At 71.4% G+C, this 13474-nt stretch carries 10 protein-coding genes; 3 read left to right on the forward strand and 7 right to left on the reverse strand.

From position 1 onward, the window contains the following. The coding region (locus tag ACWD3D_RS22800) for a DNRLRE domain-containing protein (RefSeq protein WP_451462671.1) at positions 1 to 3379 on the forward strand (3379 nt) is incomplete at its 5' end. After that, complete coding sequence (locus tag ACWD3D_RS22805) at positions 3379 to 4158, forward strand: hypothetical protein (RefSeq protein ID WP_451462672.1); 780 nt, start codon at positions 3379 to 3381, stop codon at positions 4156 to 4158. The genes ACWD3D_RS22800 and ACWD3D_RS22805, both read left to right, overlap by 1 nt. 166 nt (positions 4159 to 4324) lie before the next feature. Here ACWD3D_RS22805 and ACWD3D_RS22810 read toward each other — a convergent pair whose 3' ends face one another. The 7 genes from ACWD3D_RS22810 to ACWD3D_RS22840 all read right to left on the reverse strand — a co-directional run bounded on the left by ACWD3D_RS22810 (position 4325) and on the right by ACWD3D_RS22840 (position 12727). Next, the gene (locus ACWD3D_RS22810) at positions 4325 to 4615 is read right to left on the reverse strand and encodes a ferrous iron transport protein A (RefSeq protein ID WP_451462673.1); all 291 of its coding nucleotides are present in this window, start codon (positions 4613 to 4615) and stop codon (positions 4325 to 4327) included. A 185-nt stretch (positions 4616 to 4800) separates the two neighbouring features. Next, positions 4801 to 7287, reverse strand: a complete 2487-nt coding sequence (locus ACWD3D_RS22815; RefSeq protein ID WP_451462674.1) for a family 43 glycosylhydrolase — start codon at positions 7285 to 7287, stop codon at positions 4801 to 4803. Continuing rightward, entirely contained in the window at positions 7284 to 8771 is a 1488-nt protein-coding gene (locus ACWD3D_RS22820; RefSeq protein ID WP_451462675.1) for a sulfatase-like hydrolase/transferase, read from the reverse strand. The genes ACWD3D_RS22815 and ACWD3D_RS22820 overlap by 4 nt, the downstream gene beginning before the upstream one ends. After that, entirely contained in the window at positions 8768 to 9766 is a 999-nt protein-coding gene (locus tag ACWD3D_RS22825) for an aliphatic sulfonate ABC transporter substrate-binding protein (protein ID WP_451462676.1), read from the reverse strand. The genes ACWD3D_RS22820 and ACWD3D_RS22825 overlap by 4 nt, the downstream gene beginning before the upstream one ends. A 62-nt stretch (positions 9767 to 9828) precedes the next feature. Beyond that, the gene (locus tag ACWD3D_RS22830) at positions 9829 to 10599 is read right to left on the reverse strand and encodes an ABC transporter ATP-binding protein (protein WP_451462677.1); all 771 of its coding nucleotides are present in this window, start codon (positions 10597 to 10599) and stop codon (positions 9829 to 9831) included. Then, positions 10596 to 11474 (reverse strand): ABC transporter permease, encoded by an 879-nt coding sequence (locus ACWD3D_RS22835; RefSeq protein ID WP_451462678.1) that lies wholly within the window; start codon positions 11472 to 11474, stop codon positions 10596 to 10598. Before ACWD3D_RS22835 ends, ACWD3D_RS22830 begins: the two co-directional genes overlap by 4 nt. Next, positions 11471 to 12727: an ROK family protein gene (locus tag ACWD3D_RS22840; protein WP_451462679.1), complete on the reverse strand. Its 1257-nt coding sequence runs from the start codon at positions 12725 to 12727 to the stop codon at positions 11471 to 11473. Before ACWD3D_RS22840 ends, ACWD3D_RS22835 begins: the two co-directional genes overlap by 4 nt. A 131-nt stretch (positions 12728 to 12858) precedes the next feature. On the opposite strand from ACWD3D_RS22840, the gene ACWD3D_RS22845 reads away from it, so the two are divergent. Further along, entirely contained in the window at positions 12859 to 13338 is a 480-nt protein-coding gene (locus ACWD3D_RS22845; protein WP_451462680.1) for an OsmC family protein, read from the forward strand. The last annotated feature ends 136 nt before the right edge of the window (positions 13339 to 13474 follow it).

Raw genomic sequence — 13474 nt, forward strand, 5'->3', positions numbered from 1 at the left:
GCCCGCCCCCGATGACCCGGTGCGGGAGTCCGCCGCGCCGGTCACGCCCGCCACCGCCCCGCTCGACGAGAGCGGCGCGCAGAAGCAGGCCGTCCGCACCGGCAAGCGCGTCGAGGTGACCGCCCTGCGCGACGCCACCTCGACGACGGTCGCGCTGCCCGACGGCAGCTTCGAACTCACCGCGCACGGTGCTCCGGTACGCGCGAAGGTCGGCGGCGTCTGGAAGGCGTTGGACTCCACCCTGGCCCGCACGGACCGGGGTTGGGAACCTAAGGCCGCGTCCGATCCCGTGGTGTTCTCGGCGGGTCGCGGCGCCCGGACCGACGGGAAGAGCAAGGGCGGGTCCGGCGGGGCGAAGCAGGCTTCGTTCACCGTGTCACGCGCGTCGGACGTCACGCCGGTGGCCGACGACTCCGCTTCCTACCAGGACCTCGTCACCCTCAGCTCGGGCGGCCACGAGATCACCATGGGCTGGCCCGGCGAGCTGCCGACGCCCCGGATCGACGGCGACACCGCCCTCTACCCGGGCGTGTTCGACGGCGTCGACCTGCTGCTGACCGCGCGGGACAGCGGCTTCACCCACGTGCTGATCGTGCACGACGCCGAGGCCGCGGCGGCGATTGCCGACGCGGACCTGTCGTACCGCCTCAGCTCCCCGGACCTCTCCTTCCACCTGGACGCGGTGACGCACGCGGTCACCGCGGAGGACGAGGCGGGTACGGAGATCGCGGTCTCGCCGACCCCGTTCCTCTGGGACTCCGCGGGCCGTCCGGCCCTGACGGAGGGCGAGGACCCCGACGCGCCCGAGGCTCCCGAGCCCGGTGTCGACCCCTCGCCGTCGTACTCGGAGGAGCCCGGTACGGAGGCCACGGACGCCCCGGCCGACCCGGACGCCCCGGAGAGCGACGACACCGCCGCCCCCGAGGACGACTCCCCCGCCACGACGGCACCCTCGCCGTCCACGGCGCCCGCGCCCCAGGACGACCCGTCCGCCGACACCGCCCAGCAGTCGTCCTACGGCTCCGGCCGGACGGGCGTCACCGTCTCGCGCGCGTCCTTCCGCTCCGCGGACGCGGACGTACTCGACCTGCCCGGCCTGGCCGGTCCGCAGATCGGGGCGCACAGCGCGGTGGGCACCGCCGCCCTCACGGGTGAGGGCACGGCCGAGGCCACGCTGGCCATCACGCCGGACAAGGCGTTGCTGACCAGCGAGAAGACGGAGTACCCGGTCTTCATCGACCCGTCGCTCACCGGCAAGACGAAGAACTGGACGACGACGTACAAGAAGTACCCGACGTCCAGCTTCTACGACGGCGCGAACTACAACACCGGCACCACCGAGGCGCGCGTCGGCTACGAGTCGACCACCGGTGGCCTGTCCCGCTCCTACTTCCGGCTCGCCTGGACGTCCAGCATCAAGGGCGCCACCGTCACCAAGGCCGACCTCCGGTTCTACGAGACCTACAGCTGGTCCTGCTCCGCCCGCGAGATGCAGGTCTGGCGCACCGGCGGCATCTCCTCCTCCACGACCTGGAACAACCCCCCGTCGAAGTCCGCGGAGATCGGCACGAAGTCCTTCGCCAACGGCTGGAGTTCCTCCTGCCCCGACGCGTACGTGGTCTACGACGGCAAGTCCGTGGCGCAGGACGCGGCGGACGGCGGCTGGACCAACTTCACCATCGGCCTCCAGGCGACCACCGAGGACTCCTCGTACTCCTGGAAGAAGTTCAAGGCCGAGGGCGAGTCCGCTCCGAAGATCGTCATCACCTACAACAGGAAGCCCGCCGAGCCCACCAAGCTCGACATCTCCCCCGGTACCGGATGCGACACCGTCAGCCCGTACCCCTCGGTGGGGCTGAGCGACGTGACACTGGCCGCCAAGTCCAGTGACCCGGACGGCGACCTGAAGTACCTGGACTTCGAACTCTGGCAGTCGGGCAGCTCCACCAAGATCTACGACGGGAACCGGACGGTCGACTCGACCGGTGCGGCCAGCGTCGTCATCGACGGCGCGGACGGCACGGCGAGCGAGTTCGCCAACGGAAAGACGTACTTCTGGCGGGTGAGAGCCCTCGACTCCTCGGGAGCGGCCTCCACCTACGGTCCGCCGACGACCGCCAACTGCGGCTTCGTCTACGACTCCTCGGCGCCGAACTCGCCGGAGATCACCTCCACCGACTACCCGGAGGACGACGGCAACGGCACCAACTGGAGCAAGGTCAAGTTCGGCACCACCGGCAAGTTCACCTTCAGCGCCGCAGGTTCGACCGACACGGTGAAGTACCTGTACTCGGTGAACTCCTCCAGCCTCAGCAAGACCACGGCGACCGTCGCCGCCGGAGGCTCGGTCACGGTGGCCATCCCGCCGCTGTCGGCCGGACCGAACATCCTCTACGCCAAGGCCGCCGACGCCTCCGGCAACACCTCCTCCACCGCGACGAAGTACCTCTTCTACGTCACCCCGCGCGACGCGGCGGACAAGGCCGGTGACGTGACCGGTGACGGGGTCGCCGACCTCTACCTGCTCGACGCCACCGGTGACCTGCGCCTCTACCCGGCCACCACCACCGGCGACATCCACGTCTCGCTCCAGGCCGCCCACCACGACGGCATCAGTCTGGAGGCCGACCTCGACGAGGACGGCGTCTCGGACGGAGGCACCTACTGGCTCGACGCCGCCGGCAAACCCTCACTCATCACCCACAACGGCGACTTCCTGCCCGGTGACGGTATCCAGGACGTCGTCGCCCGGACCGGTGACGGCAAGCTCTGGATCTACCGGGGCGACGGCTACGGCAGCATCGACGTCGACCAGCGCACCGAGGTGTGGCTGCCCTCCAACGCCCCCGACCCGTCGACGTTCAGCCAGATCCTCGCGACCGGTGACATCACCGGGGACAAGCGCCCGGAGCTCTTCGCGACCTCCGGTGACGCCCTGTGGGTCTTCTCCGGCTACACCGGCGGAACCTTCCAGACCGCGACCCGGCTGGCCGCCACCACCTGGGCCGACCGCGATCTCGTCAACGTCGGCGACTACAACGGCGACGGCGTGGCCGACCTGGTCTACCGGACCTTCGTCAGCGACCGGCTGCTGCTGCGCATCGGCAAGGCGGACGCGGCGGGCGGCACCAGCCTGACCTCGCTCTCCAGCGCGTTGAACTCCGCGACCGGAGTGGACGCCGAGTTCGGTACGGGCTGGAGCCTGGCGAACATCCCGCTGATGACGGGCACCCCGGACGTCAGCGGCGACGGCATCCCCGACATCTGGGCGCTCATGGCGGACGGTACGGTCCGCTTCTACAAGGCCACGGCCACCTGGGGCGGCACCCCCACCACCGTGATCAGCGGCGGCTGGGAGAACAAGATGGCGATGGGCTGATGATCGACCCGCCCGAGGACCAGGACCGTACGGAGGACGACACGATGAAGCGGTACACACGCGGCGGATTCACCACCCGCCGGATCACCGCCTGCGCGGTGTCGGCCGCGGCCCTGGTCCTCGCGACGGGATGCACCGTCAGCGGCAGCAGCGGAGGCGGCGGCGGAGGCCTCCAGCGCCAAGGCGCGCCCAGCCCCGCCGCCACCGGCCCCGGAGGTCTCGCAGCGAAAGCGCTGAAGACCGACAGCATCCCCGGCGCGAAGGTCACCACCCCGACCGGCGCCCAGGCCCCCCGGCCCAACGACGTCCACGCCGACGAACCGTGCGGGCCCCTGGCCCGCGCGGTCGCCGGCACCGCCCTCGGCTCCCCCAAGGACACCGTCTTCCGCCACGTCACCGGCGACGGCCTGACCACCACCGTCACCCTGACCGTCTACGACGACGAGGAGAAGGCCACCACCGCGATGACCGGACTCTCCGACGCCGCCGACGCCTGCACCCACGGCTTCACCCTCAAAGTCTCCGGCGAGGAACACCGGGTCACCGCCGCCACCCGCGAACTGGCACCCCCGGGCGCCGACCAGGCCATGGGCTTCGGCATCACCCAACGCGTCGAAGGCGCCGACGGCACGGACACCCCCGAGAAAATCGCCGTCATGCGCCGGGGCACCACCATCGCACTCTTCACCACCACCGCAGCCACCCAAGGGGCCGAAGCGCCCAAGGACCTCGCCGTACCCGCCGCGGTCGTCGACACCCAGTCGGTGTCCCTGGCCTGAGCACCTCAGCACCCCCGACAGGGCCCGCACCCCAGGTGCGGGCCCTGTTCCGTCCCGGAACCCGGGCCGGGAAAAGGGCGACGGCGCAGCGTCAGGCCTGCTCAGCCCAGACCAGCTCAGCTCGACTCAGCCCAGCTCAGCCCAGCTCAGCCCAGCTCAGCCCAGCTCAGCCCTGCTCAGCCCTCAGACAGCTGCCCCAGATCTGCGCCTTGTGGTAGGGCCCGCAGCCTTCGCTGTCCATCTGTGAATGGTCGAACCGGACCCAGTACGCCAACTCCCCGTCCTCCGCCTGCGGGTGATCCACGGCTTCCGGGGGGAACAGGTCGTCCACCGTGCCGCAGAACTCCGCGGGCCAGGGGCCGGCCCAATCCGGCGACTGGACGACCCGGACCCGGGTCCCGGGCGCCCAGGCGCGCTCGGGCCATCCCGCCGGAAGGCTCCGGAACCCGTCCTCCATGCGTATCTCCTCGTGATCGCCCTCGTGAACAGGCGCACCCCGCGACGTCCTTGGGCGCGCGCCTGGGACCCTAGCGGTCGCCGGGCCTCGTTCGCCGTGAATTCCGCCGGGAGTTCCGGAGCGCCCGGGGAACGGCGAAGCGCCCGCACACCAGGGGGTACGGGCGCTCGGTCCACTCGTGCCGGTTACTTCTTCGCGTGGCCCGGCTTCACCGCGGGCTTCCCGTGCCCGGCGCCCGGCCCGGACGATCCGGGGCCGGCCGGTGCGAGGGTGGTCGCGGCGGGCCCGTACGTCCGTACGTAGTCGAAGTCGGCCACCGCTCCCGTGTGATTGTCGGAGATCAGGCCGATCCTCAGGTCGCCCTTGACCGGCAGCGTCCACACCCCGCTCAGCGACCAGTGCACGCCGTCGCGGCTGGAGGAGGCGCGGACCTCGTGCTCCTGGTTGGCGGTGTCGAGGTGGTGGGTGAGCCGCAGCCAGAGGGTGTCGGCGGTGGGGCCGCCGAACATCGGCGCGTTGGCGACGGCGGTAGGCGGGGTGGTGGTGGGGCGTTCGCCCTCCTTGCCGAACTCGGTGACGTGGAGCATGGCTCCGTTGCCGTTGTTGAGCGGCAGCACCGAGTGGGTGAGCTTGAACCAGCGGTCGTCGTTCTCGTACAGCACCAGCCCCGCCTGCTGGGCGTTGGTGGTGGGCGTGAAGTGCAGTTTCGTCTCCACCGTGTAGTCGCCCGTGGGTGCGGGGCGCAGCAGGACCGGGGCGGTGTTGTCGCCGAGGTACAGCTCGGTGTTGGAGGTGGGCCAGGAGAGGGCGCCGTTCACCATGGTGGTTCCGGCGGCGGGGCCGCGTACCCAGCTCCAGGCGGAGCCGGTCGTGGTGCCGGGGAGGGTCGCGGTGTCGAACTCGTCGCTGTAGGCGGGGAGCAGGGCTCCGGGCCCGGCGACGGGGGCCCGCTTCGTGACCGGGGTGAAGAGCGCGGTGGCGCCGACGTTGTCGGCCTCGGCTCCGGCGCCCTTGGCCACCACGGAGACCGCTCCGGCGTGGACTGCGGCGGCGGGCAGGGTGCGGGTCTGCTCGGCGACGGGGTCGCGGAGCCGGTCGCCGGTGACCTCCACGGTGAGCCGGGTGGACCGGATCTCGGCGGAGACGGTGTGCCAGGTGTTCCAGGAGAACCCGGTGGGCAGCGCGCTGAGCTGTTCGCCCTGGTCCACGCCCTTGATCCGGACCTCGGTGACCAGGGCGTTCTTCGCCCGGTCCAGCCAGACGGCGACGCGGTTGTCGGCGTCGGTGTGGGCGAGGGTCAGTCCCGCCGCGCCTTGGTCGGCGGTCACCCGGAGGTCGGCCTCGGCGCGGACGGCGGCGGGTGCGGTGCCGGTGGAGACCAGGTAGCCGGTGGCGGTGGAGCCGGTCGCGGGTGCGTACCGGACGTAGCCGTGGCCGTCGGTCTCGGTGGCGGTGGTCCAGCCGGCCGGGGTGGCGCCCTGGGTACGCCAGCCGGTCAGGCCGGTCTCGAAGGTGCCGCCGGCGCTCCAGGTGGTGACGGGTGCGGCGGTCGGGGCGTCCGAGGGGCCGGTACCGGCGCGGACGACGGGCCAGCCGTCGATCCAGTCGAGCCGGTCGATCAGCATCGGGCGCCGGGAGAGCTTGAGGGTGCCGCCGGAGGCCGGGGCGAGGTCGGGCGATTCGGAGGGGATGCCGTGGTAGACGAGCCAGTCCTGACCGGACAGGTCGGTCTGGATGGCGTTGTGGCCGGGGCCGATCCAGCGGTCGCCGTTGGCTCCGACGACCACGCCGCCCTTGCTGCCCAGCGCCATCAGGTCGGTGCCCTCGTCATCGGTGAAGGGGCCGGTGGGGCTGGTCGAGCGGCCCACCTTCACCTGGTAGCCGCTGTAGGCGCCGTCGCAGCAGCCCGCGTCCGAGTAGAAGAGGTAATAGAAGCCGTCACGACGGACGACGAACCCGCCCTCGGCCCGCCGGCCGCGCGCGACCTGGGTGACGGCGCCTTCGACGCGGGTGCGGTCGCCGTTCATCTTCGCGACGCAGATGGTGTCGTAACTGCCCCAGTAGAGATAGGGCGTTCCATCGGTGTCGGTGAACTGCGCCTGGTCGATGCTGCCGGTCGGGCAGCCGCTGGGCGTGGGCAGCACCGCACCCTTGTCGGTCCACGGGCCGGTGGGCGTGGGGCCGGTGACGAGGCCGATGGTGCCCCGGCCGGGGACGGAGTAGTAGAGGTAGTACTGCCCGAAGGCGTAGTGGATGTCCGGTGCCCAGAGCCGCGAGCCCTGGAGCCACGCGGGCCTTGTCACGGGGGTGAAGACCTCACCGGCGTAGGTCCAGTTCACCATGTCCGGGGAGCGCAGGATCGGCAGGATGCGTTCGCCGTCCTCGCCCTGGGACTGGAAGACCGGGTTCTGGGTGCCGTAGGCGTACCAGTTGCCGTCCTTGCCCCGGATCATCGTGGGGTCGGGGAAGGTGTCGACGGTCCCGGCGGTAACCGGGTTGGTGTACGTGGTGGGCGCGGCGGTCTCCGCCGGGGCGCTGTGGGGCGGGTGGTGGCCCTGGGCCGCCCCGTAGGAGGGGGCCGTGGCCGGGCCGAGCAGGCAGATCAGCGCGGCGGCCGGAGCCGCCCAGCGGGGCAGCCGCCGTGCGCGTGCGGGGTTGCGCGTGCGTCTCATCGGGTCTCCGTGGTCGTCGGGGCCGTGCCGTCCGGTTCGAAGGAGCTGAGGGTGACGTCGGTGTCCGAGCCGCCGATGTCGTACATCGACGTCATCCAGTGGTAGAAGTTGTCGCCGCGGTCGCGCAGCAGCGTGTAGAGCCGCCGCATCAGCCGGTCGCGTACGTCCGCCGACTCGGGGTTCCCGTAGCGGTTCTCCAGCTCGTGGGGGTCGTCCACGAGGTCGTACAGCTCGTTCACGGACTCCGGGTTGACGACCAGCTTGTAGCGGTCGTCGCGGATCATCCGCTGCGGGTACGGGAAGTGGTGACCGTGGAACTCGGCCACCAGGTCCGGTGCCCAGTCGGGGTGCTCGCCGCGCACCAGCGGGAGGAGGGAGCGGCTGTCCACGGCCTGGGAGGGATCGATCCCGGCCAGGTCGAGCAGGGTCGCGGTGCAGTCGGTGAGGCTGACGAGTTCGTCGCGCACCTGGGGCGCCGCGCCGGGTACGCGCACGATGCCGGGGATGCGGTAGATGTCCTCGTACATCGCCGGGCCCTTGTCGTGCAGCCGGTGGGCGCCGGTGAACTCGCCGTGGTCGGCGGTGAAGAACACCGACGTGGCGTCTTCCAGGCCGAGTTCGTCCAGGCGGGTCAGGATGCGCCCGATCTGCTCGTCGATGAGGGTGACGTAACCCCAGTAGACGGCGACGAGTTTGCGGCTGACCTCCAGCGGCATGGTGTCGAAGGCCCAGTGCGCGCTGTAGTTGGCCTGCACCGGCGGCTTGTTCTCGAAGGTCTCGTGGATCGACGGCGGCAGCTCGACGAGTTCGGGGTCGTAGAGGTCGAAGTAGGAGTCGGGCAGCAGATAGGGCAGGTGCGGGCCGAAGAAGTGGGTGGCCAGGAAGAACGGCCGCCCGTCCGCCGCGTACTTCTCCAGCTGCTCGATGGCACGGGTGGCGAGGTAGTGCTCGAAGGTCGCCTCCAACGGCTGGTGCAGCCGCGCGGCCAGCAGGTTCCCGGGGTTCCCGGCCGGCGCCGTTCCCCGGATGTGGTCCGAGATGCGGTACGGGGGCAGGCCCCGCTCCTCCAGGTAGGCGAGGTAGTCGGGGTGGTCGACGGGGTTGTGCCAGCCGGGCAGGTCGGGGCCGTCGAAGCCGTAGGAGGCGGCGTTGCGATGGGTGCCGCCGTGCCACTTGCCGATGAGGCCGAGCTGGTAGTCACGCTCCCGCAGGGCGGCCGGGAAGGTGAAGACGTCGTCCCGCAGATCCTCCAAGTAGCCGACGTTCCGCTCGTAGTTGGCGAGCAGCCGGTGCCGGAAGGGGGCCTGGCCGGTGAGCAGGCTGGCGCGGGCGGGGGTGCAGATGGCGGTCGGGGTGTAGAACCGGTCGAAGCGGGTGCCGGTGGCGGCGAGCCGGTCCAGGTTCGGGGTCCTGACGTGCGGGTTGCCGTAAGCGCCGAGGGTGTCCACCCGGTGCTGGTCGGTCATCAGGAACAGCAGGTTCACTTGGCGTACGCCTTCGTGTAGAGGTCGCCCTCGTAGTACGTGTCCGACTTCGGCACGGACTTCAGCTGACCGGTGGACACGAAGAACTCGCCGAGGCCGTCGAGCCAGGAGGCGACGGTGCCGTCACCGGTCTTCGCCACCAGGTCGGCGGTGGTCATCGTCTTCACGTTGGCGGCGTCGGCGGCGACCTTGGCGCGGTCGACCTTCAGCAGCTTCGCGGCGGCGTCGATCGCCTCCTCGGGGTGGGCGGCCCGGTAGTCGTTGGCCTGCTGGAGGACCTTGACGACCTTGGTGGTGAGGCCCTTGTCGGTCTTGGTGCCCGAGACGAACGCGGTGGGGAACGCCTTGTCGGAGAAGTCCTTGGTGGAGCCGACCTCGTTGAGGCCGGGCTTCTTCGCCTTGATGGAGTCGATGAGCGGGTACCAGAGGCCGGCGCCGTCGATCTGCCCGGAGACGAAGGCGGAGACCACGGTGGCCGGGTCCATCGGGACCTTCGTGATGTCCTCGGGCTTCATCCCGGCCTTCTGCAGTGCCAGGTTGAGGACCATCTCGCCGGAGGTGCCGGCCGGGACGCCGACCTTCTTGCCCTTGAGGTCCTGGATGGTCTTGATGCCGGGCTGGGCGATGACCCGGTCCGCGTAGGCGAGGGTGTTCACGGCGACGACCTTGGCCTTGCCGGTGGCCGGCAGCCACATCGCGCCGGGGCCTATGTAGCCGAAGTCGAGGGAGCCGCCGCCGAGCGCCTGGATCTGCAGCGGGCCGTTGGTGAAGACGCTGTACTGCGGCGAGAGCCCCTCCTTCTTCCACAGGCCCTGCTGGTCGGCGATGGCGAGCAGGCTGGCGCCGTTGTAGTCGCTGATGTAGCCGAAGCGCACCTTGGCGGTCCCGCCGCCGGCGGCGGCAGTGTCGCCGGAGTCCCCCGAGCAGCCGGTGACGGAGAGTGCCAGGGCGGACACGGAGGCGGCGGCCATGAGGGCGCGCTGAGTAAGACGCATGGCGGAGTGATCCTTCGGTGGGTGTCGGGGTGTGCGTGAGAAAAAGAGGTCCGGAGAACCGGTCAGACCGCCGCGGGCTGGTGGTACACGGCCTGCCAGACGGCGTTGCGGATGTCGGCGAACTCCGGCGAGAGCCGGACCGCTTCGGTGCGCGGGTAGGGCAGGGGGACGTCGATGACCTGGTGGATGCGTCCCGGCCGGGCGGCCATCACGATGACGCGTCCGGCGAGGTAGACGGCCTCGTCGACGTCGTGCGTGATGAAGAGGACGGTCCGCCGGTCGCGGCTCCAGGTGTCCAGCAGCTGGTCCTGCAGCTGCACCCGGGTCAGCGCGTCCAGTGCGCCGAACGGCTCGTCCATCAGGAGCACTTGGGGGTCGACGGCGTAGGCGCGGGCGATGGCGCAGCGCTGCTTCATGCCGCCGGAGAGCGTCTTGGGCAGGGCGTCCGCGAAGTCGCCGAGGCCGACGAGTTCGATGGCCCGCTGGGCGCGGAGCCTGCGTTCGGCCGCTGGTACGGAGGCGAGCTTGAGCCCGAACTCGACGTTGCCGCGCACGGTCAGCCAGGGGAAGAGGGCGTACTGCTGGAAGATCACCCCGCGTTCGGGGCCGGGTCCGGTGACCTGTTTCCCGTCGACCAGGACGGTGCCGGAGGTGGGTTCGGCGAGTCCGGCGGCCAGGTTCAGCAGGGTGGACTTGCCGCAGCCGGAGGGGCCGACGACAGTGACGAACTCCTCGTCGCCGATGTCCAGGGAGACGTCGTCGAGTGCGGTGAAGACCGTGTTCTTGACGGGGTAGGTCCGGGAGACCCCGCGGAAGGAGATCTTGGCGTTCATCGGGTTTCCTGCCAGTGGGTGAGGCGTCGTTCGGCGACGAGGAGCAGCCGGTCCATCAGCAGGCCGAGCACGCCGATGGAGATCAGCCCGACGAAGATGGTGGGGAGGTCGTAGTAGAGCTGGGCCTGCTGCATGCGGAAGCCCAGGCCCTCGGGGGCGGCGATGAGTTCGGCGGCGACCAGGGTTCCCCAGGCGGAGCCGAGGCCGATCCGCATGCCGACCAGGATGAACGGCGCGGACGCGGGGACGACGACCTTGAGGAAGATCGTCCCGTCCTTCGCGCCGAGCACCCGGGCCGCGTCGATCAGGGTGCGGTCGACCCCGACGACGCCCTGGAAGGCGGCCAGCACGCTGGAGAGGAAGGCGGCGAGGAAGATCACGAAGATCTTGGGGGTCTCGCCGATGCCCATCAGCACGATGGTGAGCGGGATCAGGGCCAGCGGCGGGACGGTGCGGAAGAACTGGACGTACGGCTCCAGCAGCCCCCGGGCCACCGGATACCAGCCCATCAGGAACCCGACCGGTACGGCGGCCAGGGTGCCCAGCGCGAAGCCGGTCAGCACCCGGCGCACGCTGGCGAGGGCGTCGTCGGCGAGGGTGCCGTCGGCGATCATGTCGCCCGCCCGGGAGACGACCGCGCCGGGGCCCGGCAGCACGTCGTAACCGAGCGGGTTCAGCAGCGCCCAGACGCCGAGTCCCACGGCGAGCGCGACCAGGTTGAGCCCGAGCGAGGAGAGGAGGGCCCGCCCGCCGCGCCTTCCGGTGCGGGCCGTACGGCCGCCGGGCGGGACGGGTGCGGGGGTGCCGGGTTCTTCGGACGCGAGGTCCGCGGGGGTGTGGGTGTCCTTGACGAGGGGGTGGGAGGGGGTTGTCATGCGTCGTCGTCCTCGGGGAGTGCCGGGCCCGGGTAGCGGGCGAGCAGCGGCGATTCGTGCAGGGCCAGGGCGACGCCGCCGTGCGCGCCGCCCGCTTCGCCGAGCGCGGCGGGGCGCAGCGTCACGCGGTCCCGGGCGAGCGGCAGGACGTGGGCGTCGAGCGCGTCGGCGACCGGGCCGAGCAGGGCGTCGCCGGCCTGGGCGAGTTCGCCGCCGAGGACGATCGTGCTGGGGCCGAGGGCGCCCACGACCGAGGCGAGTACGGCGCCGACGAAGGTCCCGGCCCTGCGCAGCACGTCCTCGGCGACCGTGTCCCCGTCCTCCAGCGCGGCACGGAATCCGTCGAAGTCCCGCGCCCTCCCGCCCCGTTCGCGGTACGCGGCGAGTACGGCCCCGACCGAGGCGACGGTCTCCAGGCAGCCGGTGCCGCCGCATTCGCAGGGGCCGCCCGCCGGGTCGGCGGTGATGTGGCCGAGTTCGCCGGCCAACCCGTCGACGCCCCGGTGGAGGGCGCCGTTGACGACCAGACCGCCGCCGACGCCGTGCGAGAGCCGCAGGTAGAGCACGTCGCGACTGCCGGCGGCGGCGCCCCAGGTGGCTTCGGCGAGGGCGGCGAGGCGGGTGTTGTTGTCGATGAGGACGGGGGCGCCGAAGCGGTTGGTCAGCAGCTCCACGAGGTCGGTGAGCGGGCCCCCGTGGCCCCCGCCGGGCCGGGTGACCCGGTGGCCTTCCGCCGCCCGCGCGTCCTCGGTCTCCGTACGGCGCACCGGCCCGACGACGCCCACGCCGACCGCCCCGGTGGCGCCGAGGGCGGAGAGCCGCAGGGCGCCGTCGGCCAGTGAGGCGACCAGCTTCTCGGCGAGGTCGACGCGGCCTTCCCAGGGGAGGTCCGGCGGGTGCGGGAGGCTGGCCGAACCGATCATCTCGTGCGCGACGTTGGCGGCGGCCACGTGCACCGAGCGGCGCGCGAAGTCGATGCCGAGCGCCTGCCCGGCCGACGGGTCGAGGGTCAGGTGCTCGACGGGACGGCCGCGTTTGCGCGGCCCGGGGTCGGCCGCGCCGGGGACCACGGCCCCGCCCGCGACCAGGGTCGCCACGATGTCGTACAGCGTGGTGCGCGAGAGCCCCGAGAGCCGTCCGAGCTCGGCGCGGCTCAACTGGCCGTGCCGGCGCAGCAGTCCGAGCACGCGCTCTTCATGGCCCCGCCTCAGCTGTGCGAGGGGGCCTCTGTGGGAGTGCATGGGCTCCAGCATGGGGAGGCCGGAATTTTTTCGTCAACCTCCCGGAAAAATATTCATGTTGCCGCAATGAGGTGCGCGCCGAGCGGGCCGTGCCGCGTCGTGGCGCCTGGCCCGCTCCGGACGGAAGACCCTACGCTCGGGCCATGACGACGACCCACACCTATGACGTCCAGGTCGAATGGACGGGCAACCTCGGCTCGGGCACGAGTGGTTACGCATCCTTCAGCCGCGACCACGAGGTGCTCGCGGACGGCAAGGAGGGGATCGCGGCCTCCTCCGATCCGGCGTTCCGCGGCGACCCGGCCCGCTGGAATCCCGAGGAGCTGCTGGTCTCCTCCGTCGCCCAGTGCCACATGCTCTGGTACCTGCACCTCTGCGCGGTCGGCGGGGTCGTCGTCACCGACTACGAGGACAACGCCCACGGCGTGATGACCATGGACGAGACCGGTGGGAGCGGCCGGATCACCCGGGTCGTGCTGCGCCCCGAGGTGACGGTCGCCGACGCGTCGATGGTGGAGAAGGCCCGCGCACTGCACGGCGAGGTCCCCGCACTCTGCTTCATCGCCCGCTCGGTGAACTTCCCCGTCACCCACGAGCCCGTGGTCCACGCCCAGGAGGACTGAACCGTTCCCGGGCGGCCGGGCCGGACGGCACCGGAGGACCGGCCCGCACCCCCGGAGGGATGGCGGGCCGGTCCGGTCGTGTCACACCCCCCCCGCCCCAAACGAAAATCACAACAAAAAAAAACAAAAAAACAAG

It is taken from the genome of Streptomyces sp. NPDC002690 (assembly GCF_053592415.1).